Source organism: Bacillus sp. RC51 (assembly GCF_044908115.1).
GTDB classification, from domain to species: Bacteria; Bacillota; Bacilli; order Bacillales; family Bacillaceae_G; genus Bacillus_A; species Bacillus_A mycoides.
Genome location: NZ_JBIYCW010000001.1, coordinates 252,542 through 277,535, shown reverse-complemented (window position 1 = coordinate 277,535; position 24,994 = coordinate 252,542). Strand labels below are relative to the sequence as shown.

Below are 24,994 nucleotides of genomic sequence, written 5' to 3'. Positions count from 1 at the left end.
CCTCCAAACGCGCTATTATACTTCAAGTTCTTTCGTTTGAATTAAATAGCGCATAACTTCAATTACAGCTACATATAAATCTTCTGGAATCGTCTCATCTTCCTCGACTTGATAATATAAAGAACGAGCGAGCGGACGGTTTTCCACCATTGGTATTTCTTGTTCACGGGCAAGCGTTCGTATATATAATGCGAGCTCATCTTCCCCTTTTGCAACGACAATAGGCGCCGCATCAACTTGTTTATTGTAACGAAGCACAACTGAAATATGCGTCGGGTTGTTCACAATAAACGTTGCACCATCCATCTTCTTCGCGATTGTCCCTTGCAAGATGGCATGCATAAAGTTTTTTCGTTTCCCCTTTACTTGCGGGTCACCTTCATTATCTTTATGCTCTTGTTTCACTTCTTCTTTTTTCATCTTAATATCTTGTTCGTACTCCCATTTTTGATAAATGAAATCAATAATAGAAAGAATGATTAAAATAATTAAAATGGCTAGAAAGATAAATTTAATTTGGCTAATAATTTCAGTAAGTGACGCTGTCCAGTTAAATCCAATCATACTAACAATCTTCTCTAAATTCTTTTTAAAGAGAACGTACGAAACGTAACCGATTAATCCCATATAAAACAGTGATTTCAAAATATCTACTAAACTTTTACGACTAAACAATCTCGTAAAATAGTTTTTCGGATTAATACGTGATGCTTTCGGCTTAAGTACTTTAGAAGAAAATAAGAAACCAACTTGAATCATATAATTGAACAAATGAAAAGCATATACAAGTATTAATATAGGAGCCGATACTTTCAGAAGTAATATACCCATTAAATAAAAATACTCGGTCGAATCTGTATTTTTTCCAATTTGATCAAACAGTACCGCTACGGAATGTGCAATCTCATAGCCGAGCCAATCTCCGAAAAAGTAAACGACAACTGCTAATACAAGAATGGAAAATAAATTATTTAAATCTTTACTCCGGGCGATATTCCCTTCTTCACGCGATTTTTTACGCTTCTGCGGGGTGGCCTTTTCTGTTTTATTATCCTTTGCCATGCGCGTCCCCCTACTTCGTTAAGAAAAAGTTAAATAGTTTCGTATACTCTTCCAGTAATACGTCTGTCATATTTTTAAACACATAACCGAGCATCGGTACACTCATCGCAATAAACAAAATACCACACGTTATTTTAATTACGTACGCATTCATAAAAACGTTTAATTGCGGTGCATTTTTTGCAATTAAAATAAGGACGAAATTAATAATGAATAGACTGCCCATAAGTGGCAAAGCAATTTCAACCGCTGATGTAATTGCAAATAATAACGTTGCAAGTAGACTATCTAAAAAACTAGTCGTCAACAATTTTGAAATCGCCTCTGTATATTGAAACGACTTTAAAATCGTAGCAACGAAATAGTTAATGCCGCCCAGTGAAATAAAAATAATAAGAAAAAATATATCAAAAATTGTTGATAGCAAAGTGGACTGTGACCCTGCATTTACATCAAATAAACTCGCCTGTGATAAACCGATATCAAAGTCTAAAATATGCCCTGCCATTTTCGGAATGTTCCACAGCATCTCTACAATTTTTGAAAGTGATAATCCAATTACAATTTGCGTTCCTGCATAAGCTGCTACATCCCAAACTGTCTTTATGTGAGAGACATCCACTTGATCTGCCACTGTAATCGAAAGAGCGAGTCCAAATGTAACCTTTGCCATCGCCGGAATTGATCGACCTGAGAAAAACGGTAGAAAATATAAAAATGAAGTAATGCGACAAAACGCAAAAAACGTCGCCGCCCATAATTCCATATTCATTTCAGTTCACCTATCTTAGTACGAACGCAATAGCGATGGGATTTTATCAAATAAATCTAAAATAAGCATCGTTAACTCTTGAAACATCCACGGACCTAAAATGATAATAACGAGCACAATACTCGCCATTTTCGGTAAAAACGTCAGCGTTTGCTCTTGAATTTGCATCATCGCCATAATAACCGCGATAATAATAACGACAATCATACTTACAACGGCAATCGGCATTAAAATCATAACCCCTTTATAAAAAAAGGTTTGGAAAATATCTATAATTGGTGACGTATTCATTTATATGACTCCTATCACATAGCATCAAACGCTTCAGGCGACCGTCTTAAACATAATATCGACGATTTTTGTATATCCACCTAAATATACGAAAACGAGTATTTTAAATGGTAAACTTAAAATCATCGGCGGTACCATCATCATCCCAAGGTACATTAAAAGTGTACTAATAATTAAATCAATAAAGACAAACGCTAAATAAATGAACATCCCTGTAAGTAACCCTTTTTGAATTTGCGTTAACGTAAAGGATGGCACAAGCGTAAACAATGAAAGATCCTTTAAATCTTTCGGCAACTCTTCTCCACGCACTTTCAGCATCATTTTCAAATCATGCTTATACGTATGCTTCGACATATAATCTTTCATAATCGGAGCTGTCGTCTCCGCAGCTTGACTTACTGTTATTTTTTCTTTCGTCATCGGGTCCCACACATCACTCTTTAATTGACCAAGTACTGGCTGCATTGTAAACAGCGATAAAAATAATGCGAGTCCAACAAGCACTTGGTTCGGTGGTAAATTCATAACCCCAAGCCCTTGACGAGTAATCCCAAGAACAATCATAAAATAAGTAAAATGCGTAAATAAAAGAACGATAGAAGAAGATAATGATAGAAGGGTAACGAGCGCGAATAGTTGTACACTTGAATTACTCGTAAACTCTTTTCCATTTTCGAAATTAATAAAGCCGTTCGGGGCTGCATACGCTGGATTTACAAAAACAAATGAAAAAATAATAGAAAATACGAAAATAACGGCAAATAACGATAACTGTTTCTTTATTCTCATGATGGATCCTCTACTTTTTTCGTTTCACTCTTCACCGCGTCTTCTAGCGCTTGTTGAAACTGATTTCCTGTTCCTGTTAACTGCACAGATTGTACACCGTTATTACTAATAACAGTGAACACTTGCTTTCCGTCCACTTCAAATAAAAAGGCACTCGTTTGATGATTTAAATAAACACCGTCTTTCACTTGAATGTGTCCATTTTCACCTTGCTTAAAAAACTGCTGTTTGCGCGTCTTTTTCGTCATATAATATGCACCATAGCCGAGCGCACCAAACAGTAAAACGACTTGAAATAAGGTCGTCATATACGACATATGACTCCTCCTCTACTCTTTATCCTGCATTTGATTTTGCGCCTTCATAAGCGCTGCATGTTTCTTATCAGCTTCAATTTCAGAAATAATAATACCAAACTTCTCGTCCATTACTATTGCCTCACCAATACCGACTTTCATATCACTTAAATATACATCTACTTTATGTCCTAAATTTTTCTCTACTTCAAGAACATCGCCAACTTTTAACTGCTTCACATCACCAAGCGTAATAGATGACTTCCCAAGCTTTACTCCAAGTTCAATCGAAATATCTGAAACGGTATCAATATGTGCCTTCCCCGCTTCATTTCGTTTCCCTGCAAATTCTTCTAATCCCATTAATGACACAGGAGATACTTCATGCTTCATATGGATCCTCCTACTCTATAAAACTTTTAAATAGGAGCGCCTTACGCGTTCCATCTTTCCCGATAAAACAATTAAATTTATGCTTTCCATCTACATAACCACGTAGTTGGTCTGAAACTTTCGTATGAAGCGGAATAATATCGCCTTCTTCAATTTGCTCAATCTCGCCCATTGTCATCTTCTGCTCACCAACCGCAACGTGAACAGGCTTGTACACTTGATTTACTTTCACTTCTACTTCAGACGTATACTTTTTACGCTTATCCGAAGAATGTTCGACAATATTTTCAGACGTTAACTTATCCATAATTTCTTCAACAGATAAGAACGGAATACCGATACGAACTGTCGTATTCCAAAACTCTGTTTTCATATTTACGTTCAATAATGAAATAATATCGCTCGCCGTCGTAATCTTCAGCGCATTCGGATCTGTCTCCGTCGTTACAAACTTCGGTTCAATCGCAACAACGCTTTCAAATGATTGCTCTAAATTTTTACAAAGAAGCAAGAATATATTATCAAGCGTTAAAAATTCAAACGCCGTTAGCGGTCTGCGCATCGTAAAGTTACGCTTACTATCTCCGCCAAGCCAACATTCATGAATATAAATAACAAATGCTAAATCAATCTCAATAACAATTTCTCCAAGCTCTGGTAAACCGAGATCTATCACGCAATATAAATAATAATCTTTCGGCATTTTCTCCACATACTCACTCGTAAATGGAACTTGCTCAACAGTAGAAGGCTCGAGTTCAATTGGAATACGCATACGCGCTGACAACGTCTGTGACGTCTGCTTTCCAAATGTAGACGCAATCGCCTGCAAACTACGTAAATGTTCAACACCAAACTTCTCTGGTCTATTAAAATCATACTCTTGAAATTTATCTTGCTTCCCTGCTTCTTGTGCGAAAGCCGGCATTTCCTCGCCTTCATTTACCGCCTTCAGCAGGGCATCAATTTGCTCTTGGCTTAATTTTTCGCCACTCATGACAATCCCCTTCCCTACCTTTTCAATTCAACGATTTCGACATACATTTTCCCATTCTTCGTCAAAATCTTTCCGGTTCCAATCTCTTCATTCTCAAGCATAAGACGCACCGTATTTTTCGTTGAATTTTCAAGACGATACAATGTACCTTTCGTAATATGAAGCAGATCTTCAATTTTCTTTTTCGTATTTCCGATTTCAAAATAAATTGTTAACGGAATATCATCTTGTAATTTCAAATCTAGCCAACTCCCATATCATGTTCACAAAAATTTCATGTTCTCTATTTATATAATGAAATTTTCTATTTCGAAACGTCGATATTTAATATTTTTTTAATATATCCTTGCGTTTCTTTAAATGGTGGTACGCCTCCGTACTTTCTCACATTACCAGGACCAGCATTATAAGAAGCAAGCGCCAATACGAGATCACCGTTATTTTTCTTTAAATAACCGCTTAACTCTTTCACACCGCCCTCAATACTTTCAGCTGGTGAAAATGGATTTTTTATACCCATCTCTTTCACATTCGCTGGCATAAGCTGCATCAGCCCCATCGCCCCTGCATGTGACACCGTTTTTGGATTAAAATTAGACTCTACTTCAATCATTTTTTGAATTAACGTTTTCGGAATTCCATATGTACTACTTACGCGATCAATAATATCCTCATACTTACCTTCATTTGAAGAACGTATTTTCTGAATATTATATTTATTCGTTAATCCCCACGTATCAGCAGGCTCATTTTTCATTTCTGAGAAACGTCGCTCAAACTCTTTTTGTGCAACTTGCACTTCATCTACTTTCTTCGTTTCAGCTTTTTCCTCAGGCTTATTCGCTTCCTCTACTTTATTAATAGATTCTTCCGGTTTATTAACAACCGTTTCTATTTTCGTAGATTGTACCGGCTGACTCATATCTTCTACTTTTGCCGTTTGCGGAGTAACCTTCGTCTCCTTCGCAGGTTCACTCTGCAATTGATCTTGAAAACGGCTACTAACGAACGCCTGCGGACTACTTAACTTTTGCTGCATTTGTCCTTTTTTATATGCAAGAACTTCTTTTACTATATTTCCAATTACCATAATATCACCTTTTCGGTAAACAAAGATAATCTAATATTAGAGTTTTTTAAAAAAGTTTGCAATAATCCTTTTAATAATATTTTAATAAAAAAATGAATATATTGTTAAACTGTTATTTTTTTATATTTATTAATTCGAATTTTTAGTTGACACCCGTTATAGCAAGGCTTACAATAAATCTCGAAATCGATTTTTTCGCATATTACCGTTTTTCGATTTGCAGAAAAGTCAATATAAAAAAATGGGGGTTCTTAACATGAGAATTAATACAAACATTAATAGCATGCGTACTCAAGAGTACATGCGCCAAAACCAAACAAAAATGAGCAACGCTATGGACCGTTTATCAAGCGGTAAACGTATCAACAACGCTTCTGACGATGCAGCAGGTCTTGCAATCGCAACTCGTATGCGTGCTCGTGAAAGCGGATTAGGTGTTGCAGCTAACAACACACAAGATGGTATGTCTTTAATTCGTACAGCTGACTCAGCAATGAACTCAGTATCTAACATCTTACTTCGTATGCGTGACATCGCTAACCAATCTGCGAACGGTACGAATACTGCAGACAACAAAGATGCATTACAAAAAGAGTTTTCTGCTTTACAAAACCAAATCACTTATATCTCAGAAAACACACAATTTAATGACAAAAACTTATTAAAAGAAGATAATACAATTAATATCCAAACTCTAGATTCAAGCAATAAAGATCAACAAATTGGCGTAGAATTAAAAGCTGTGACTCTTGAAAAATTAGGAATCAATGAAATTTCAATTGGTGCTGATAAAGCGGCTCCAACTACTCCAGTTGACCTAACTGACTTTAAAAACGCAATTGCTAAATTAGAATCACCAGATGCTACTGATAGAAACTCAGATGTTACTGCTGCTAAAGGTGAATTTGATAAAATCAAATCTTCTTTAAGTAAAGAAGATGCAGAGGCTATCGATCAAGCACTTACTACATTCGATACAACTAAAAATGACGCTAATGCTACAGCTATCCACACTGCGGGTAAAGATGTGAAAGTTGCTGACACAGATGCAACTAAAGGAAATTCTTTAAATGCAGTTAAACAAATTGATGAGGCTCTTAAAACAATCGCTTCTAACCGTGCAACTCTAGGTGCTACATTAAACCGTCTTGACTTTAACGTAAACAACCTTAAGAGCCAATCTGCTAGTATGGCTTCAGCTGCTTCTCAAATCGAAGACGCTGACATGGCAAAAGAAATGTCTGAAATGACTAAGTTCAAAATCTTGAACGAAGCTGGTATCAGCATGCTTTCTCAAGCAAACCAAACTCCTCAAATGGTTTCTAAATTATTACAATAAGCCATTTGAGTTAGCTTCATGAATAAACCTCTCTGCTTGCGGAGAGGTTTATTTTTTCTATATAGACAGATTTAAAGGCTTTCTTTTTAGCCTAGAGAGAAGCTCCAGCCATGTTTGGAAGCGGTCAGGGCTTATTCGGACCTCGTCCCGTGTATTAAAACAAAAAGATAAAGTGAGCATAAGCCCCTTTTTCTTTTCATAACCGTTATTAGCTTTAAGACCATATATTAACTTATAAGGAATGTCCATTATGCGTATTGGTATGAATGGCTAGACAGTCGTTGTGTGGGATGAATGTTACGATGGAGCATTTAGTTGCATTTAATACCGTTTCACAAGCAAATCAAATTTCGCAAATGGTTTCGCAGTTACTACAATCTTAAATATATAACCTTTAAAACTATTAAAATAACTCCATAAAAAATAAAAAGTGGGATACATACATGCTATGTATCCCACTTTTATATCAATCTATCCGTTATAAATTAGATCCTCCGCTAAAGAAGTAAACATCTCCCCAACAAGTGAATCTTCATCATATACACATGAACCATTGTTCTCTTCACGCTTCGCAAAAGGTATTTGTGCTATCACTTCTGTTTGCAGTTGTTCTGCTAACATTTCACCGCCGCCTTTTCCGAAGAGATAGTTTCTTGAGCCGTCTTGTTCTTCGTAATATGCCATGTTTTCAACGATACCTAAAATATCGTGTTTCGTATGTTTTGCCATTACTCCTACTCTAGACGCGACAAATGAAGCTACGTTATGAGGCGTCGTAACGATAATTTCCTTCGCTTGCGGGATCATCGCAGCAACATCAATCGCAACATCTCCTGTTCCAGGTGGTAAATCAAGAAGAAGGTAGTCTAATTCTCCCCAGTGCGTGTTCGCAAGGAAGTTTTGTATCCATTTGTTTAACATCGGCCCGCGCCACATAACTGGGTTGTTTCCCTCTGTAAAGAATCCCATCGACATAATTTTAACACCGTGACTAACGACTGGAATTGCCGTTTGATCGATCATCGTTGGCTTTTCTTTCGTTTCCATCATCGCTGGGATACTAAATCCATATATATCTGCATCTAAAATCCCAACCTTTTTGCCCATACGAGCTAAAGCAGTAGCAAGGTTACTCGTCACAGTTGATTTTCCAACTCCGCCTTTTCCGCTTGTTATAGTAATAAAACGCACCCCTGAATCAGATTGAAGCATACTAGGCATACCTGTTTCTGTTCTAGCCTCTTTCTTTAAAGATGCTGTTAATGTTGCTCGTTCTTCTGGCGTCATTGAGCCAAATGTTAAGGAAACTTTCGACGCACCAATGTTTCGAAGGGAGTCTTCAATATCTTGTTGAATTTTTGCTTTCAACGGACAACCTTGAATTGTTAAAACAACTTCTAGCCCAACTTCTGTACCATCTATTTTTATATTTCTAACCATATTTAGTTCCACAATACTTTTATGTAACTCTGGATCTTCTACATGGCTTAACGCGTTCATAATCTGTTCGTGAGTAATCATCATACACATTCCTTCCATTGTAATTATTTTACCTTGTGAAAAAAGTCTCCGCTTTTCCCACCCGTTTTTTGTACTAAATACGTTTCTTTCATGACCATCGTTTTATCAACTGCTTTACACATATCGTAAAAAGTAAGGGCGGCGATTGATACAGCAGTTAATGCTTCCATTTCTACACCTGTTTTACCGCTGCATTTTACTGTCGCTCGTATCATTAACTCATACCCATCACTTGTCTTTTCATAATGGAACGTAAAATCTGTCCCTTGTATTAATATCGGATGACACATCGGAATAATATCGGCTGTTTTTTTAGCACCGATTATTCCAGCAACTTGCGCTACTTGGAGCGGGTCTCCTTTTTTCAATCCACCACTTTGAATTGCCTCAAATAATTCATTTGATAAAGAAATCGTACTTTGCGCAATAGCTGTGCGTGTTGAACTATCCTTTTGAGAAATATCAACCATTTTAGCTCTTCCCTCTTCGTTCCAGTGCGAAAATTCACTCATAATGATCCTCCTTAACGTATGAAAATTTTGATACTCGAATAGAAAAAATTAACCTCCACTTACAGGCGGGATAAACGCAACGGTATCTCCGGCTTTTACAGTATCTTCGTCCGTTACAAATTCTTCATTGATTGCTACCATAACTTTTTCTAGCGTCTGTAAGTGATAGTTATCTTTCAGCCATTTTTTCAATTGATGAACAGTCATCTCTCGTTTTTCTATTATTGCTAATCTCTCTGAGCCGACTTCTTCTCGTAAATTTGCGAACAGTAAAATTGTAATCATTTTCTCATTCTTCTTTCTTTGGCTTTCCTTCTGGATACGGAGTATTTTCAAGTTGATCTCCAATCCATTCCGTTCCATCTTCCCAAAATTCTTTTTTCCAAATTGGGACGATTCCCTTTATACGTTCAATTGCGTATTCATTCGCTTCGTACGCTACTTTACGATGCGGTGACGATACTGCAATGACAACGGCGATATCCATTATTTCTAATCGTCCTACTCGGTGCGTGATTGCTATTTTCGCATCCGGCCACTTTTTCTTAATTTCTTCTCCAATTGCAGTAAGCTTTTTTACTGCCATCGGTTTATATGCTTCATACTCAAGATGTAACGTTCGTTTTCCTTTCGTTAATTCTCTAACCGTTCCTATAAAAGTTGTAATTGCTCCTGCTTCTCGTCTTGCTACTTTATTCGTTACTTCTTCAACTACAATCGGATTATCGACAATTTCAAATCGTGCTTGTCCCATCAAAACCTCTCCCTACTTTGCGGAATGTCCAAGGCCATTCACTACCTTCGTTATCTTCTAATAAAAGAATTTCTACAAACATCTCTTTCTTATATCCTCTCGTACCGCCCTGTAGTACAATAAAAACGTTTGATTCTGCTAATGAAGAAACGGAACTAGATTTATCAAATCCTGATGGATAAGCGATTAGTTGTCCTTCGTTATACTTCAGCTTACCTCGTACAAATCTTGTAAATGGATTCGGTTTTAGAAAATCTTCTCCGAGCATTGCTTTTTCTCGTTTTACATGTGGTTTTTCGCTAAACATATATGCACGAATGCTAGGTTTTACGAATAATTCAAAACCTACATAGCAAGCAGATGGATTACCTGATAATCCAAATAATAATTTTCCGTTTAATTGCGCTACAGTCGTGACGCTACCCGGCCGCATGGCTACTTTATTAAAAAGAACTGATGCGCCTAATTTTTCGTATATAGCTGGCAAATAGTCATAGTCGCCTACCGAAACACCACCAGTTGTAATTAACATATCCACTTCGCTTAACGCTTTTTTCACTGCTTCGTAGCACGTATTCAAATCATCGCTAAACTTCCCAAAGTATTTTACTCTTCCACCTGCTCTTCGAATTTGAGACGATATCATATGCGTATTACTATTTCGAATTTTCCCAGGTTGTAGTTCTGCATTTACATCGAGAAGTTCACTCCCAGTCGCTAATAGTCCAATAACAGGCTTTTTCGCTACTGGCACTTCACTATAACCGAATGTAGCAAGAAGAGCAGAAATACCTGGATTAATGTAACAACCCCTTTTTGCGAGAACGGTTCCTTTACGTGCATCTTCACCTTGAAAGGATATATTGTCCCCTTCTTTAAATGAGCGCCTCACTTCCATATAGCTTTTTCCGATATTCTCATATTGACGATGACGAGTCAGTTCTAGCATGACGACCGCGTTACATCCTTTCGGAATTTGTGCCCCTGTCATAATTCGAACTGCTTGAAACGCTCCTACTTCTGTAGGAAATACGGAACCTGCTCCAATTTCACCAATTACTTCAAATACGATCGGATTCTCACGACTTGCTCGCGAAGTATCTTCTGCCCTAATAGCAAATCCATCATATGGCGAGCGATTGAAAGAAGGCACATCGTGATCCGCCACTAAATCTTCTGCTAACGTACGCCCATATGCTAATTCCAGTGGTACTAGTTCTTTTACACCACAATTAGCAAATGCCATCACTTTACGAACAGCCTCTTCAACTGTAATCGGTACCCTTCTTTCCATCATTACCAATCCCTTTCTATTAGCCTAATAGCCGATAGTATAGTTGTTTTGCTTTTTGAATTTCATTCGTGCCATGAATAAATACACGACCATCATGAAAAATGACGATGCGATACTCTTCTAATTGGCAAGAGAGCAAATACGGATTCCGATCAACTTTCCCGTGGTTCTTTAATACTTTTTCTAACTCATCAAAGTTGTAATGTCTATTATGCGCCGGTCTAATTTGAACTGTATTTCTTCCACATAACACAGCTGTCTTCGTTTGATTTTCGTATGATAAATAAGGATAAGTTCTATTTGTTCCGCACGAAGGACAGTCTTCCATTTTGATTTTTCCTAGTTTGATAGAATGATATTGATTACTCCATATATCAAACATTAAAAAAGTTTTCCGAACTGCTTCATAGTCTTCTACTAAAATTTTGAATGCTTCTGCCACTTGGTACGCTGCAACGATTTGAACAGCTGGACTAATAATTCCAACTGTGTCACACGTCGCCCCTGTAACAGGAACACTTTTCAGTACACAATGTAAGCACGGTGTTTTCTTCGGAATAATTGTATAGCTCATGCCATAACTTCCGACACAAGAACCGTAAATCCAAGGGATATTGTATTTTTGTGATATATCATTGATTACAAACCGAATATCGAAATTATCTGTTGCATCAATAATGACACCGACACCACCTAATAAAGCTTCTATATTATCTACTCTTGCATCCATTACTAGCGCCTGAATTTGCACGTCTGAATTAATTTGTTTGAGACGATTCTGCGCTGCGATTGCTTTTGGCAACTTTTCTATCGCATCTTGTTCAGCGTAAAGTTGTTGCCGCTGTAAATTACTCCATTCTACGTAATCGCGATCAATAATCGTTAATTTCCCGATACCTGCACGTACAAACGCCTCTGCACTTGCACTTCCTAATGCACCTGCCCCTATTATTAATACATGCTTATTTCTAATTTTCTCTTGCCCTTCTTTTCCAATAGGAGTGAACAACTGTTGTCGTGAATACCGCTCTATCATGAGGTGCCTTCCTTTCAAATACTGTTATTTTTTCAATACATCTTCTTCGGTAGCACTTTGTTTCTGATAACAAGAAAAATAAGCGAATCCAACAAATCCAGCTCCGCCAATTACATTTCCGATAAAGACTGGCACAAAGTTTTTCGCAAGATCCATCCACGTAAGGTGACCCGCAAAAATAACTGCTGAAATGACAAACATATTTGCTACTACTTGCTGAAACCCAATTACGACAAATGCCATAATCGGAATCCAAATTCCAACAATCTTCCCAATTAAATCGTTCGTTCCGTACGCTAACCAAATCGCAAGGCAAACGAGCCAGTTACAGCCAATCGCTAAAATTAACGTTCTTCCGAAAGATTCATGTAACTTATCTTGAGCTATTGCTATCGTCTTATTTAAATACGCACCTTCAGTTAACCCGCCAAGGTGACCGAAACAATACGCTACGAAAAGTGCACCTGCGAAGTTCGTTAAAGTGATCCACGCCCAATTGTTTAACACATGTTTCAATGAAATTTTCCGTGCATACAGTGCCATGGCCATCGACATCATATTTCCCGTAATTAATTCTCCTCCTGCTAAAACAACGAGCATAAGTCCAATAGGAAAAACCGCTCCTCCTATAAAATTGACTAAACTTCCCCACTGCTCCGGTACATTACCTAAAACACGAATATTAAGTAAAAATCCTAATGAAATGAATGCTCCTCCTAAAAAACCAAGAATAAGCATCGCTGATAGCGGTTGCCCCACCTTTTGAACACCGGATTCAATCACAAGCGCAGCAATTTGTTCCGGTTTATGAAATGCCATAACCAATTCCTCCATTTTTCTCATCTAAAAAAAGCAGCACCAAAACCCCTTAACATCGTAAGGATTTTTGAATGCTGCTTAATCTCTCTGCATATCTCTTACAGAAATATCAATCATCATTTTTACTATACTCATAGAAAGTGTACAAAACTTGCACATTTCCCACTATTTACGTTAACAAAGAGAATCTACATTCTTAGTAGCTTCTCAGCCACCGATATGCGACATTTCAATTTTCGGCATTGCTTTTTTATTCGTATTGCTTAACCGTTCGTCTGAATAACGGTCTGAACGATTATTCCAAATGTCACGAATAACATTAGTAATCTCCTCATCCGTATATCCAAAGCGAAGTAATTCTTTAAGATCGTTTCCTTTAGAAGCAAACAAACATGTATACAATTTTCCTTCTGCAGAAATACGCGCTCTTGTACATGATGAACAGAACGAATCCGTTACAGATGAAATAATTCCTATTTCTTCTTCGCTACCAACATAACGATAACGTGTTGCAACTTCACCAGGATAGTTCGCTTCAATATGTTCAAGCGGCATCACTTTATGAATCATCTCTACTATTTCCTGCTTAGAAACTACTTCACCTAATTCCCAGCCGTTAAAATTTCCGACATCCATATATTCAATGAGCCGAAGGATATGCTTATTCTCTTTAAAGTACTCTGCCATCTGAACGATGTCTTCTTCATTTTTCCCTTTTTGGACAACCATGTTCATTTTAATTTTCATTCCGGCTTCCGCTGCAGCCTGTATTCCCGTAAGAACCGTTTTTACTTTACTTCTATTCCCATTTAAATAAGAGAATCGTTCTTCATTTAACGAGTCTAAACTAACTGTTACACGAGATAAACCCGCCTTATATAAATCTGGAGCAAACTTTTTAAGTAATGATCCATTTGTCGTTAAACCAATATCTTCTACTCCATCAATTTCGTTTAACCGCTGTATGAGTTCAGGTAAGTCTTTTCGAAGTAAAGGCTCTCCTCCGGTAATACGTAACTTTCTTACACCTAAAGAAACGAAAATACGTGTAATCCTTTCAATTTCATCAAAAGATAAAATTTTATCATTAGACAAAAAAGAATAATCACGACCAAATATTTCTTCTGGCATACAATATCGACAGCGAAAATTACAGCGATCAGTAACAGAAATACGTAAATCCTTTAAAGGACGATCTAATTTGTCTAATGTAACAGATTTCATGATTATTGCCTCGTTTCTACTTATTTTATATTTATAATCCGCTCTGGATGCGTATATACATTTAAAGATTTATTACGAATGAAGCCTATTGTAGTAATCCCTAACTGCTCCGCCAGTTCTAATGCTAACTCAGTTGGAGCTGATTTTGACAATATTACTTCACAGCCAATTTTCGCAACTTTTAATAGAATTTCAGAAGAGATACGTCCACTAAAAACAATAATTTTATCACCAATCGAAATGTTATTTTTTAAACAATAGCCGTAAATTTTGTCTAAAGCGTTATGTCTTCCTATATCCATGCGGCTTAAAACAATTCCACTCACATTACATAAAGCTGCATTATGAACGCCGCCTGTATGTTGAAACGTAGACGCAGATTGCTGCATATCATTCATTAACCGAAAACAATCCTCGGCAGAGATTTTTACGCGAATGTCATTCATTTCTTTCGCAGTCAGCGCATCGTTTGCGAAAACAAACCCTTGCCTACTCATTCCACAGCACGAAGTAATATAACGTTTGTTTTGTATGTCGCGATAATAAGGATTGATTTTCGTCGTTTTTACATGTACATAGCCTTCTTTTTCTTGCACCCATATTTCATCAATATCTTCATACTTTCGGATAATACCTTCAGAGGCTAAAAAGCCAATTACCATATCTTCAATATACTCTGGAGTACTAACCATTGTAACAAATTCCTGGCCGTTAATTTTAACCGTAACAGGAAACTCTGTTACAATGCTGTCCTCTATATGTTTAAATTCCCCTTGCTCATATTTAAAAATTTTCCGTTCCACCTGAATCGATTTCACGATGAGCATCCTTCTCTCACGTTATATTTTTATCAAAAACAAACACGGAAACTGCAATATCTTCATCTACTTTCATATCAGAAAACAGATGAACTAACTTCGCACCAACAAGTTCTTCTAAATGTTCATGAGGATTAGCCACATACACTTCTTGAATCATTTTCGTTCGAGCCATATGAACCATTTCCGCCCCATCCGTAGTTCCCGAAATAAATTTTTCAGTAGGTGTTAAATTCCCATAAAGTGTTGCAATCGCCATGTTCTCGGTAAATACAGTATGAATTCTTTCCGGCCCTTTCCCGAACAACTCTTTTCGAAGCTTTCGGATCATATCATTAAATTCATGTACCATTTTTGACATACTCTCATTCCTTCCTAGTTATTCCATCACAACTATTTTAACAAAATGATCATTTCGTCTAAACTATTTAATAATGAGACGAAATGGATCATCTTTTACAATTATCTCAAGTACGCAAACAACATATGAAATACTATTATTGTTGCTTATCTATTCTTCTTTTAACCCTTTACCCATACCTTTTAAGAAATGAAGACCAAATCCGATAGCACGATTAATATCTGGGTCTTTCAGTACTTTCATAAGGTCTAATATTCCTACTTTTTTATTGCTTTGCAGATGCTGGTTTCCTTCATCCATACCTGTCAATACGCTACCTATAAGCTTTTTCGTAAGTTCCGGATCAAGTTCTGTTAAAGCTCCTGCAGCGCCCATCATATTATTAATTAAATTTGTAACTGGTTCACGAGTGACTTGGCCTAGAACGATTTTTGCGATTGGTTCTTTCGCTTTCAGCATAGAATTTGCTGCTTCCAGCATCCCAATGTCATTTAATTCACCTACTATATTAAACATTTGATTTAAAGCATCTTCATTATTAGCTAGCAGTTCTTTTAAAGCTTCGAGTTTTTGTTGTTTAAGTTCTTCCTCAGTTAGCTCCTGCTTCTGGATCGCTTGAATAGGTGCTGCCATATTCTTTTCTCCCCCTTAGTTATCCCGCTATTTGCAGGCAGTAAGAACCCTACCTCAAAATTCAGCGAAAGCAAAGAATTTAGGTGGGGTCGGGCTGCCCGTAAACGCCCGATTGGTGCGAGCTAATAATCAGTGGGTAATAAAGAAAACCCCCACTGATTAAAGTTTCACTTTATCCGTTAAATGTACGTATCCTGGACGAGCCCACTTACGATTTACCTCAATTCCGTTTTGAGGATGACGCTTTTTATTACGCGGGTTCGTTTTTGGCATCGGATTTTCGCCATCAACTTCTAACACTTCCATACGTACTTTCGTTTGCTTATATGCCGGCGTGTTTGTACGTAAGTCAACGGCAGGACCTGTTAAGAAATTAATTGCCGATTCTTTATCCGTCGAGTTCATCGGTAAATACAGTTCATTCGCTTTTACACGATCCGTTACAAGTGCACGTAATTTTAGTGCTCCGAATGGAGAAACAAGGCGTACTAACGAACCAGTTTTCACTCCGCGTTCCCTTGCAAGTTCTGGAGAAACTTCGACGAAAACACCTGGTACTTTCGATTGAATACCAGTTGATTTATTTGTCATGTTCCCTTCATGGAAATGTTCAAGCATACGGCCGTTATTAATGTGAAGATCGTATTCTGCTGGGAATTCAGCAGGACGTACCCAATCAGCTATCGCAAAACGAGCCTTTTTGTCCGGGAAGTTAAATCCATCTTTGAATAGAAGCGGCGTATTCGTACCATCAAAACTTCCCCAGTGGAAACTGTTCCACCCTTCAAGCACTTCATAGTTTGCGTGTGCAAATAGTGATGATAAGCTTGCCATTTCCGCAAAGATTTCACTTGGGTGATTATAGCTCCAGTTTGCGCCTAAATTATTAGCAATTGCCTGCACGATCCACCAGTCTGGTTTCGCATCTCCTAGCGTTGGAAGCACTTGATATAATCTTTGTACACGACGCTCTGTATTTGTAAAAGTACCTTCTTTCTCAAGAGATGGCGCTGCTGGTAATACTACATCAGCGTATTGAGCTGTTTTAGAAAGAAACACATCTTGAACGACAAAGAATTCAAGGCTTGATAACACTTCATGTACGTGATTTGCGTTAGAGTCTACAAGAGCCATATCTTCTCCAACAAGATACATAGCTTTCATTTTTCCTTCATCAATTGCGTGAAGCATTTCAATGTTATTAAGACCTGGTTTGTTATCAATTTTTACTCCGTAAGCTATTTCAAATTTCGCACGTTCTACATCGTCAGTAACGTGCTGATATCCTGGAAGCCAGCCTGGAAGTGTTCCCATATCACAAGCACCTTGTACGTTATTATGACCTCGAAGCGGATATGCGCCAGCACCTGGACGGCGATAGTTTCCTGTTGCAAGAAGTAAGTTTGAAATTGCAGCGGAAGTATCTGAACCACCAGTATTTTGCGTTACGCCCATTCCCCAAAGAATACACGTACCGTCTGCATCACGAATCATTTCTGCCATTTTAACGAGCGTTTCTTTTGAAATGCCTGTAATCTCTTCTGCATATTCAAGCGTATATTCCGCGAGACTATCTTTGAAATCATCAAAGAAGTTTACATTCTCGTCGATGAACTGCTGATCGTGCCAACCTTGATCAATCATATATTTCGTAACAGCCATTAACCATACTTGGTCCGTTCCTTGCTTTGGACTAATAAAGATATCCGAACGCTCTGCCATTTCAGTTTTACGAAGATCTGCAACAATTAGTTTTTGACTGTGAAGTTTATGCGCACGTTTCACACGAGTCGCTAGCACAGGGTGACCTTCTGTTGGGTTACAACCGACGATAATAACAAGACCCGATTGTGCGATATCTTTAATCGTCCCTGCATCTCCGCCCATACCAATTGTACGGAACAATCCATCTGTCGCTGGTGATTGACAATAACGTGAGCAGTTATCAACGTTATTCGTTTCGAACACTTGACGCGCTAATTTTTGAATAACATAATTATCTTCATTCGTAATTTTAGAAGAAGAAATAAAGCCGATAGAGCCTTTACCGTACTCTTCTTTAATAGAGCCCAATTTATTCGCCACTACATGAAGCGCTTCTTCCCAACTTGATTCAACGAACACTCCATTTTTACGAATTAAAGGTTTCGTAAGTCGTTTTTCAGAATTAACGAAATCCCAACCGAATTTTCCTTTTACACAAGTCGAAATCGCATTAACAGGTGCCTCAGAAGTTGGTTGTACTTTAAGAATTTCACGGCCCTTCGTCCATACTTCAAATGAACAACCTACACCGCAAAACGTACAGACTGTTTTCGTCTTCTTCGTACGAATGTCACGCATCGCAGCTTCTACTTCTGACACAGCGAAAATACCGCTATATCCAGGTTCAACCTCTTTAATAAGATCGACCATAGGTTCAAGAATATCCGGCTTCAGCCCAGTCATAAATCCAGCTTCACCGAGCATCGATTTCTCCATTAATGCATTACAAGGACAAATTGTTACACATTGACCGCAGCTTACACATGAAGAATCGTTAATATCTACTCCTTCATCCCAAATAACACGTGGGCGCTCTGCCTCCCAATCAATAGATAACGTTTCATTAACTTGTAAGTTTTGACATACCTCTACACATTGACCGCACGCGATACATTGATTCGGGTCATAGCGATAAAATGGATGGGACATATCAACTTCGCCTGCATCAACTTTTGGCTCATAAGGATATTTTTGATGCTCAATTTCCATTAATTCTGCCGTATTATGCAGTTTACAATTCCCGTTATTGTTGTCACAAACCGTACAGTAAAGTAAATGATTTTCTAGTAAACGGTCCATCGCCTCATGTTGTGCTGCCTTCGCACTAGTAGAGGACAGCTCAATATTCATACCGCTCGTCACTACAGTAGAACAGGATCGCACAAGCTTTCCGTTAACTTCTACAATACAAGTATCACACGTTTGAATAGGATCCACTTCCGGCACGTAACAAATTTGTGGATGTTCAATTCCGTTCTCATTAATGATACCTAGTACCGTTGAACCAGGCTCAGCATTATACTCTTTGCCGTTAATTGTAATATGAACCATGCTGTCGTTCATGGTTACTCCCCCTTTTTGAGAATAAAAAAAACTCCACCACGAAAATATACGCACCACATTTTTGGCACGTTATCATCATGGTGGAGTAGTTTATTAGCACATCTTGCTAAAATACCAATCCATTTATTCATAAATAAAATGATAGATTCATAACAGGTCATATCACGATTCCATCTTTAACACTGTAATTATAGCGTTAAATCCAAAAATACACAATATAAATATCATTACAAAGGACAAAGCACATAATGCTCTGACCTTTGTATTACATTTTAGGATTATTCTGAGATGACTTACTTCCCGGTGCAAACCAACCAATTAGTGCGATGGCAACTAATACCCCATAGAAGATTAAAGTCCAAGTTGTACTGTGCGGAAAATCATGATCTAAAATACCTATATCCTCATGGGCAAGTGTAATTACAGCAAGTTTGACGCCGACCCAGGCAACAATTGCATATGCTGTTGTTTCTAGTGCTGGACGTTTCTCCAGTAATTGTACAAACCAAGTTGCCGCAAATTTAATTAAAATAAGTCCAGCTATCCCTCCAAGAAGTACAACAATGAACTGTCCTCCATCCATACCTCCGAAATCATCAAGCGGAGAATCCGGAAGCCCCAGAGCAAGAGCAACTGCGGCTAATATTGAATCAATCGCAAAGGCAAGGTCAGCTAATGCAATCTTTCCTACTGTGAACCAGTAGCTTTTTCCTGCTGCTTCCTTTTCATCTTCCTTGTGAATATTTTGATTGTTTTTTCCGAATTGCGCCTGAATGACATGCTTTAATCCTAAGTAAAGAAGATAAGCTGCTCCTATCGCCTGTATTTGCCAAACATTTGCAATAAATGATATAGCAAAAAGGGCTGCGAATCGAAAAACAAAGGCCATAATAATCCCGTAATTTATAGCTCTTTTTTTCTCTTCTTCGGGTAAATGCTTGGCTATAACTGCTAGTACAAGGGCATTGTCAGCCGATAACAACCCTTCTAATCCGATTAAAATTAACAATGCCCAAGCATACTCTAGCCATATTGAATCCATCCGCTTCTCTCCTTTCTAAAACTAAAATCAGATAAGGTCTTTGCTCATTAGAATTTCCTATTAAGCCAAATTAAATGCTAAAACATTTTGACAGTTACTTTGCTGTCCTCTATTTGTTATAATTTCAAAAAAACAAATCTAGATTGTGGTTTCCTTAGAAAAGGTGACGCGACATTGTGCTTAAAAACTTGATGAATTCATCTTCACTTACAGGTTTACTGTAGTAATAGCCCTGAATTAGATAACATGCATTACGTTGTAACACTGTTAATTGTTCCTTCGTTTCCACCCCTTCTGCGATCACTTTCATGTTTAAAGTATGCGCTAGTGAAATAATGGTATGAATAATTTCATTTCCATCAGTAGAATTTCCGATCCTATTAACAAATTCTCTTGGAATTTTTAAGGTATCAATTGGATACAAAGGGAGATATGCTAATGAAGAATACCCTGTACCAAAATCGTCAATTGATAAATGTACACCATATGATTTTAATGCTTTTAACTTCGATAAGGTTTCTTTTTCATCTACCATTGCTATTCTCTCTGTTAATTCTAAATCAATCGAATTAGCAGGTACCCCTACTTCTTCTATAGTAGATATGATTGCTTGAACAAAATCTTTCTGTTCAAACTCTATAGCTGATAAATTTATCCCCATTTTTAGATTTGCATAGCCTGCAGAATGCCACTTTTTCAGTTGTCGACACGCTTCCTGTAACGTCCATTTCCCAATTGGAATAATTTGCGACGTTTCTTCCGCGATAGGTATAAATTCAAAAGGAGAAATAAGTCCCAGTTCTGGATGTTGCCAACGAATTAAAGCCTCTGCACCAATAACCATACCAGTCTTACTGTCAACTTGTGGTTGATATAATAAAAACAACTCATTATTTTCTAATGCCTTCGGTAAATCCTGTTCTAATCGTAATCGTCTTGTTATTTTTTTTGATAATGTCTCGTCATACATGCAAACAGCATTATTACCTTTTTCCTTTGCACTATACATAGCAATATCAGCATGTTGTAAAAGTGTAGTAGTATTTATTCCTCCAAACGGATACACCGCTATTCCTATACTAAGAGATAAATAAAAACTATGTTGATTAACTACAAATGCTTCTTCAGTTATACGAAATAGAGTTTCACACAAATCCAATAGCTGTTGCTCTGTGTGGTTATGGACTATGATCGCAAACTCATCTCCCCCTATTCTCGCTAGAGGAATAGCCGGTGACAGACATGTCCTAAAACGTTTAGTAACTTCTTTTAAAACACTGTCACCAATTGAATGTCCCAGTGTATCGTTAATGGTTTTAAAACGATTTAAATCTATATACAAGAGTCCAAATTCACCCTGCGTTTTTCGTGCACGCTCAATGGATTTTTCTAATTCTTTTTGGAAGAATATTCGATTTCCAATCTCCGCCACTGTATCATGGAATGCTAGATAGTTTATCTCATCTTGTTGTTTCTTCATTCTCGTAATGTCTTTTACCATTACATAACTCCCAAAAGTTTGTCCTTCTATCATAATAGGAACAATGGTGACGTACCAAAAATGAATGTCCTTCTCATTATTATTTTTCACACGTAATTGTAACGAAGCCGAACTGCATCGTTTCCCTTCCTGTAGAGCTGCTTCCAATTCAGATCTATCTTCGTCTAAAAAAATCGAGAAGCACTCTTTACCTATTAATTCATCACTGTTTTTTCCTAATAACATACTTCCAGCCTGGTTTATATTTAACACAGTACCATTTGAATTAATCGTTAAAATAGGATCTGGATGATACTCATATAATGACTTAAATCTCTCTTGATTTTTGACCAAGTCATTGGATTTGTTTATTAAATCTTCTGTTCTTTGAGATACTTTTTGTTCTAATTGATTATTAAACACTTTTAACATTTCGGTTAAATCTCTGTTTTGCATTCGTACGATAGTATGACGAATCAGCACAAATACAAATGCAATACAATTCCCAGTAATAAGTGTAGCCGAGGCAGTTTGCTCTTTTAAAGTAAAGCCAATTAATACCGCAACTGCAAGATAAGGAAATATAACAAGAAGTTTCTTCCCAAATGTGGGATCGATAATGAAATAATTCCTTCTAGAAGATGCATTCTTTGAGATCGAAGCAGCAATAGCGATAAATAATAGGAAAACTCTATACAAACACCTTAATAATATAAGTGAACGATCTGACAAATCATCTTGTAAGTAAAAATACAAGTAGTCCGTAATAGCCAATCCAGTTAATACGAGGATAAAAATAAATAATTTACTTTTCGCATTAAAAATAGCTGGTCGAAAGATTAGACTAACTCCTAATAAAAGAAGTAATAAATCTATAATCGGAAAAATAAATGAGAGAAAAACATCTCCAATTGATAAGAATAAGATATTTGCAGAAGGTTTATTAAACAGGTACCACTCTAATGTAAAAATAGCAGTAACAACAATACATAAATCACAAAGTAAATACGCCTTTTCCCACTTGTTACATTCCATAATGATTTTATAAAAGAATGCAAAGAGAAAGAAGAATAAGAAAAACAACAAAAACACATCAGAGATATTAAAATTTTGTATTGGTAATTCTACATTAAGCACTTGAAAAGCGGATATAAAATTCCCTATCAAGAAACACCCTATTGCAATAGTAATGCAAACCCAGAATACTCCTAACTTAATTTTTCCGGATAATATAGAATAAAGTAATGAGATAAATACAATAGTTTCAACAACTAAGGATGATAGTCGGATATTAAAATCTGATACAAAATAATGATTCGGAAAAACAAATAAAAATATAAAACAAAAGCTTATATAGAATATTAGAGCTATTGTTAATAAGATAAATTGCAAATGTGAATGTTTAAGCAATATATTCACCTTCTTAAGTCTTTCATCATTTTTTCAAAAATTTGTTTCTAATTATTATTCATATTATGGCCATTTCAAAAGATTTCTTTCAAAATAAAGCAGCCTTACATTACACCTGCAAATATTTAACAATTCCATAACAGGAATTACAAAAAAATATGAACAGCTATGTCCTTAACACTATCAATTATTGTTATACGAACTATTTATGTAACAAGTTTATTTAATAGCTAATTAGTTCAAAGAATGTTTTCTTTGAACTAATTGTATACTGCCCATCTGAATCATATAACTTAACTATTTTCAAATTAAAATTTCACGTAAAAATAATGAATGTAGGTGTATGCCCCTATCTATTTATCTTTTTTTCTTCATAACTTCTATAGTATTCATTAAGTACGCTAACTTAAACACCGATTTATTTATAATCCTTAATAAGTCGGTGCTAGTATACACTATAAAACTAAAACACATTTCAAATAACAAAACTATACTTTAGCAATTTATAAATTTCATATTCCTAGAATTACTAAACTTTCTTTTACCTATTACAATCTATATTCAGATACATTATTTCCTTTCCATTCATAATAATCTAAAACCCCTTCATAAATGGCTTCTGCTGCAATCTGTCTGCCGTTTGCCGTAGATAGTTTACTGTAATCGATTCCATTATCTATAAAAGCCAGTTCCGTTAACACAGCTGGCATGTCGTTTTCTCTTATAACATGAAGATCTCCATGTTTAACGCCTCTATCACGTGTTTGAAGAGCCTCTACTAAACGTGTTTGAATTTTTTCCGCTAACACACGACTTTCTTCCACATGAGGATTTGTTTTTTCGGATTCAGAAGATTTATAGTAGTATGTTTCGGTCCCTTTTGCATTACCATTAAAAGCATTTGCATGAATGCTTATAAAGATATCCCCCTCATTTTGCTTAGCAAATTTAACACGTTCCTGTAAAGAGCTTTTTTGGTCATGTCCAGGTCTAGTATCAGATTCACGAGTTAGTAAAACTGTAAATGGTGTATGTTTTTCGAGCAATTGTTGTAGGCGTAAGGAAGTGTCTAATACGATTTTACTTTCAGGCAATCCTTTTGTGGACTTTCCGGGATCTGCACCACCATGTCCAGGATCAATAATGATTGTTTTACTTTCTAAAGGGTTTTTCGGACTGTATTGAAGGGTATCTGTTTTGGCAGTAAGTTGTGCGGCTTCTGCACGTGTTATGAATTTATTTGGTTGCCAACCATTATCAGTACCAACAGAAATCTTTAAATCAATTAAAATATTGGCAAATTTTTCACCCCAATGTCCTTTTAAATCATCAAATTTACTTTGCCCATTACTATTTGTTCTATCTTGTAGCTTATATGCATTTACTAACATTGTTGCCATTGCAGCACGAGTAACTTTTCCAGAAGGATTAAATATTCCATTTCCTTCACCTTTAATTATTCCTGCTTTTTCAGCAGCAGCAATATACGGCGTTCCCCAGTGGTTTTGTGAATCTGTAAAAGATGGTTTTGCATTTAAGTCAATATGTATACCAAGGGCCTTTGTCATAATTGTTGCCGCAGAAGCCCTATCTAATGTATCACTTGAACCAAAAGTTCCATCTGGATAACCACTCAATACTTTTTTATCAACTAAATAATTAACGGATTTGTCAGCCCATGCAGGAACATCTGAGAATTTATGAGTATTTGCAAATGCACTAGATGAGTAGGATAGTAGACTTCCAGCAAGAATTCCTGTAGCAATTAATTTTTTCTTCAAAATTTAGCACCTCTAAAAAATTATTACAAGTTGGTAAATATATCATTTATAGTTAATCTTTAAATAATACGACCTAGAATAAAGAATAGATTAAATCCGCATTATCCCTATATTAAAGATATCAAATACAAATCGAACTATTATTCCGAAAAGAATCCTGAGACATACA

General features: G+C 36.7%; 25 protein-coding genes and 1 pseudogene. 1 reads left to right on the top strand and 25 read right to left on the bottom strand.

Features of this window, described 5'->3' with window-relative positions:
* Positions 1 to 15: 15 nt before the first annotated feature.
* The 9 genes from flhB to ABH959_RS01435 all read right to left on the bottom strand — a co-directional run bounded on the left by flhB (position 16) and on the right by ABH959_RS01435 (position 5,693).
* Complete coding sequence (gene flhB / locus ABH959_RS01475) at positions 16 to 1,062, bottom strand: flagellar type III secretion system protein FlhB (RefSeq protein WP_002011992.1); 1,047 nt, start codon at positions 1,060 to 1,062, stop codon at positions 16 to 18.
* A 10-nt stretch (positions 1,063 to 1,072) separates the two neighbouring features.
* Entirely contained in the window at positions 1,073 to 1,834 is a 762-nt protein-coding gene (locus ABH959_RS01470; RefSeq protein WP_001055697.1) for a flagellar biosynthetic protein FliR, read from the bottom strand.
* 15 nt (positions 1,835 to 1,849) lie between these two features.
* Entirely contained in the window at positions 1,850 to 2,125 is a 276-nt protein-coding gene (locus ABH959_RS01465; RefSeq protein WP_002011993.1) for a flagellar biosynthetic protein FliQ, read from the bottom strand.
* 33 nt (positions 2,126 to 2,158) lie between these two features.
* Positions 2,159 to 2,917, bottom strand: a complete 759-nt coding sequence (locus ABH959_RS01460; RefSeq protein ID WP_002118006.1) for a flagellar type III secretion system pore protein FliP — start codon at positions 2,915 to 2,917, stop codon at positions 2,159 to 2,161.
* A complete protein-coding gene (locus ABH959_RS01455; protein WP_000121176.1) occupies positions 2,914 to 3,234 on the bottom strand; it encodes a hypothetical protein in 321 nt (106 codons plus the stop codon). Before ABH959_RS01455 ends, ABH959_RS01460 begins: the two co-directional genes overlap by 4 nt.
* A gap of 12 nt (positions 3,235 to 3,246) precedes the next feature.
* Positions 3,247 to 3,606 (bottom strand): flagellar motor switch protein FliN, encoded by a 360-nt coding sequence (gene fliN / locus ABH959_RS01450; RefSeq protein ID WP_002011996.1) that lies wholly within the window; start codon positions 3,604 to 3,606, stop codon positions 3,247 to 3,249.
* Positions 3,607 to 3,616: 10 nt separating this feature from the next.
* A complete protein-coding gene (fliM, locus tag ABH959_RS01445) occupies positions 3,617 to 4,603 on the bottom strand; it encodes a flagellar motor switch protein FliM (protein ID WP_002011997.1) in 987 nt (328 codons plus the stop codon).
* Between the two features lie 14 nt (positions 4,604 to 4,617).
* Positions 4,618 to 4,842, bottom strand: coding sequence for a flagellar motor switch protein FliN (locus ABH959_RS01440; RefSeq protein WP_000775712.1), 225 nt, complete (start codon positions 4,840 to 4,842; stop codon positions 4,618 to 4,620).
* A gap of 65 nt (positions 4,843 to 4,907) precedes the next feature.
* Positions 4,908 to 5,693, bottom strand: a complete 786-nt coding sequence (locus ABH959_RS01435; RefSeq protein WP_404492193.1) for a lytic transglycosylase domain-containing protein — start codon at positions 5,691 to 5,693, stop codon at positions 4,908 to 4,910.
* A gap of 256 nt (positions 5,694 to 5,949) precedes the next feature.
* Here ABH959_RS01435 and ABH959_RS01430 point away from each other — a divergent pair, with 256 nt between their 5' ends.
* Positions 5,950 to 7,032, top strand: coding sequence for a flagellin N-terminal helical domain-containing protein (locus ABH959_RS01430; RefSeq protein ID WP_404492192.1), 1,083 nt, complete (start codon positions 5,950 to 5,952; stop codon positions 7,030 to 7,032).
* A 471-nt stretch (positions 7,033 to 7,503) separates the two neighbouring features.
* On the opposite strand, the gene ABH959_RS01425 is transcribed toward ABH959_RS01430, so the two are convergent.
* From ABH959_RS01425 to ABH959_RS01350, 16 genes and pseudogenes are all read right to left on the bottom strand, one after another.
* Positions 7,504 to 8,556 (bottom strand): P-loop NTPase, encoded by a 1,053-nt coding sequence (locus ABH959_RS01425; RefSeq protein ID WP_404492191.1) that lies wholly within the window; start codon positions 8,554 to 8,556, stop codon positions 7,504 to 7,506.
* Between the two features lie 20 nt (positions 8,557 to 8,576).
* Positions 8,577 to 9,065, bottom strand: coding sequence for a cyclic pyranopterin monophosphate synthase MoaC (gene moaC / locus ABH959_RS01420; protein WP_098632120.1), 489 nt, complete (start codon positions 9,063 to 9,065; stop codon positions 8,577 to 8,579).
* A gap of 48 nt (positions 9,066 to 9,113) precedes the next feature.
* Positions 9,114 to 9,350, bottom strand: coding sequence for a molybdopterin converting factor subunit 1 (gene moaD, locus ABH959_RS01415; RefSeq protein ID WP_050000169.1), 237 nt, complete (start codon positions 9,348 to 9,350; stop codon positions 9,114 to 9,116).
* A gap of 4 nt (positions 9,351 to 9,354) precedes the next feature.
* Positions 9,355 to 9,819, bottom strand: a complete 465-nt coding sequence (locus tag ABH959_RS01410) for a molybdenum cofactor biosynthesis protein MoaE (RefSeq protein ID WP_098632118.1) — start codon at positions 9,817 to 9,819, stop codon at positions 9,355 to 9,357.
* Complete coding sequence (locus ABH959_RS01405; protein ID WP_404492325.1) at positions 9,800 to 11,113, bottom strand: molybdopterin molybdotransferase MoeA; 1,314 nt, start codon at positions 11,111 to 11,113, stop codon at positions 9,800 to 9,802. The genes ABH959_RS01410 and ABH959_RS01405 overlap by 20 nt, the downstream gene beginning before the upstream one ends.
* Positions 11,114 to 11,132: 19 nt before the next feature.
* The gene (locus ABH959_RS01400; protein WP_404492190.1) at positions 11,133 to 12,149 is read right to left on the bottom strand and encodes a molybdopterin-synthase adenylyltransferase MoeB; all 1,017 of its coding nucleotides are present in this window, start codon (positions 12,147 to 12,149) and stop codon (positions 11,133 to 11,135) included.
* A gap of 24 nt (positions 12,150 to 12,173) precedes the next feature.
* Positions 12,174 to 12,968 (bottom strand): formate channel, encoded by a 795-nt coding sequence (locus ABH959_RS01395; protein WP_016094387.1) that lies wholly within the window; start codon positions 12,966 to 12,968, stop codon positions 12,174 to 12,176.
* A 207-nt stretch (positions 12,969 to 13,175) separates the two neighbouring features.
* Positions 13,176 to 14,192, bottom strand: a complete 1,017-nt coding sequence (gene moaA, locus ABH959_RS01390; protein ID WP_404492189.1) for a GTP 3',8-cyclase MoaA — start codon at positions 14,190 to 14,192, stop codon at positions 13,176 to 13,178.
* 20 nt (positions 14,193 to 14,212) lie between these two features.
* Complete coding sequence (fdhD, locus tag ABH959_RS01385) at positions 14,213 to 15,010, bottom strand: formate dehydrogenase accessory sulfurtransferase FdhD (RefSeq protein ID WP_404492188.1); 798 nt, start codon at positions 15,008 to 15,010, stop codon at positions 14,213 to 14,215.
* Positions 15,011 to 15,026: 16 nt separating this feature from the next.
* Positions 15,027 to 15,371, bottom strand: coding sequence for a Na-translocating system protein MpsC family protein (locus ABH959_RS01380; protein WP_002012015.1), 345 nt, complete (start codon positions 15,369 to 15,371; stop codon positions 15,027 to 15,029).
* Positions 15,372 to 15,521: 150 nt separating this feature from the next.
* Positions 15,522 to 16,004: a helical membrane plugin domain-containing protein gene (locus ABH959_RS01375; protein ID WP_002012016.1), complete on the bottom strand. Its 483-nt coding sequence runs from the start codon at positions 16,002 to 16,004 to the stop codon at positions 15,522 to 15,524.
* Positions 16,005 to 16,163: 159 nt separating this feature from the next.
* Positions 16,164 to 19,112 carry a formate dehydrogenase subunit alpha gene (gene fdhF / locus ABH959_RS01370; protein ID WP_404492187.1) on the bottom strand — a complete coding sequence of 983 codons (2,949 nt, stop codon included), beginning with the start codon at positions 19,110 to 19,112 and terminating at the stop codon, positions 16,164 to 16,166.
* Positions 19,081 to 19,273: pseudogene (locus ABH959_RS01365) on the bottom strand (hypothetical protein). Before ABH959_RS01365 ends, fdhF begins: the two are co-directional and overlap by 32 nt.
* Positions 19,274 to 19,377: 104 nt before the next feature.
* Positions 19,378 to 20,154 (bottom strand): TerC family protein, encoded by a 777-nt coding sequence (locus ABH959_RS01360; protein ID WP_002086470.1) that lies wholly within the window; start codon positions 20,152 to 20,154, stop codon positions 19,378 to 19,380.
* A gap of 154 nt (positions 20,155 to 20,308) precedes the next feature.
* Entirely contained in the window at positions 20,309 to 23,044 is a 2,736-nt protein-coding gene (locus tag ABH959_RS01355; protein WP_404492186.1) for a sensor domain-containing protein, read from the bottom strand.
* A 548-nt stretch (positions 23,045 to 23,592) separates the two neighbouring features.
* The gene (locus ABH959_RS01350; RefSeq protein ID WP_002168735.1) at positions 23,593 to 24,825 is read right to left on the bottom strand and encodes an N-acetylmuramoyl-L-alanine amidase; all 1,233 of its coding nucleotides are present in this window, start codon (positions 24,823 to 24,825) and stop codon (positions 23,593 to 23,595) included.
* Between the last annotated feature and the right edge of the window lie 169 nt (positions 24,826 to 24,994).

Bases quoted from the DNA above. Each gene is read 5' to 3' on its own strand.
- flhB (WP_002011992.1), bottom strand. From the start codon at position 1,062: ATGGCAAAGGATAATAAAACAGAAAAGGCCACCCCGCAGAAGCGTAAA.
- ABH959_RS01470 (WP_001055697.1), bottom strand. From the start codon at position 1,834: ATGAATATGGAATTATGGGCGGCGACGTTTTTTGCGTTTTGTCGCATT.
- ABH959_RS01465 (WP_002011993.1), bottom strand. From the start codon at position 2,125: ATGAATACGTCACCAATTATAGATATTTTCCAAACCTTTTTTTATAAA.
- ABH959_RS01460 (WP_002118006.1), bottom strand. From the start codon at position 2,917: ATGAGAATAAAGAAACAGTTATCGTTATTTGCCGTTATTTTCGTATTT.
- ABH959_RS01455 (WP_000121176.1), bottom strand. From the start codon at position 3,234: ATGTCGTATATGACGACCTTATTTCAAGTCGTTTTACTGTTTGGTGCG.
- fliN (WP_002011996.1), bottom strand. From the start codon at position 3,606: ATGAAGCATGAAGTATCTCCTGTGTCATTAATGGGATTAGAAGAATTT.
- fliM (WP_002011997.1), bottom strand. From the start codon at position 4,603: ATGAGTGGCGAAAAATTAAGCCAAGAGCAAATTGATGCCCTGCTGAAG.
- ABH959_RS01435 (WP_404492193.1), bottom strand. From the start codon at position 5,693: ATGGTAATTGGAAATATAGTAAAAGAAGTTCTTGCATATAAAAAAGGA.
- ABH959_RS01430 (WP_404492192.1), top strand. From the start codon at position 5,950: ATGAGAATTAATACAAACATTAATAGCATGCGTACTCAAGAGTACATG.
- ABH959_RS01425 (WP_404492191.1), bottom strand. From the start codon at position 8,556: ATGATGATTACTCACGAACAGATTATGAACGCGTTAAGCCATGTAGAA.
- moaC (WP_098632120.1), bottom strand. From the start codon at position 9,065: ATGAGTGAATTTTCGCACTGGAACGAAGAGGGAAGAGCTAAAATGGTT.
- moaD (WP_050000169.1), bottom strand. From the start codon at position 9,350: ATGATTACAATTTTACTGTTCGCAAATTTACGAGAAGAAGTCGGCTCA.
- ABH959_RS01410 (WP_098632118.1), bottom strand. From the start codon at position 9,819: ATGGGACAAGCACGATTTGAAATTGTCGATAATCCGATTGTAGTTGAA.
- ABH959_RS01405 (WP_404492325.1), bottom strand. From the start codon at position 11,113: ATGGAAAGAAGGGTACCGATTACAGTTGAAGAGGCTGTTCGTAAAGTG.
- ABH959_RS01400 (WP_404492190.1), bottom strand. From the start codon at position 12,149: ATGATAGAGCGGTATTCACGACAACAGTTGTTCACTCCTATTGGAAAA.
- ABH959_RS01395 (WP_016094387.1), bottom strand. From the start codon at position 12,968: ATGGCATTTCATAAACCGGAACAAATTGCTGCGCTTGTGATTGAATCC.
- moaA (WP_404492189.1), bottom strand. From the start codon at position 14,192: ATGAAATCTGTTACATTAGACAAATTAGATCGTCCTTTAAAGGATTTA.
- ABH959_RS01380 (WP_002012015.1), bottom strand. From the start codon at position 15,371: ATGTCAAAAATGGTACATGAATTTAATGATATGATCCGAAAGCTTCGA.
- ABH959_RS01375 (WP_002012016.1), bottom strand. From the start codon at position 16,004: ATGGCAGCACCTATTCAAGCGATCCAGAAGCAGGAGCTAACTGAGGAA.
- fdhF (WP_404492187.1), bottom strand. From the start codon at position 19,112: ATGAACGACAGCATGGTTCATATTACAATTAACGGCAAAGAGTATAAT.
- ABH959_RS01360 (WP_002086470.1), bottom strand. From the start codon at position 20,154: ATGGATTCAATATGGCTAGAGTATGCTTGGGCATTGTTAATTTTAATC.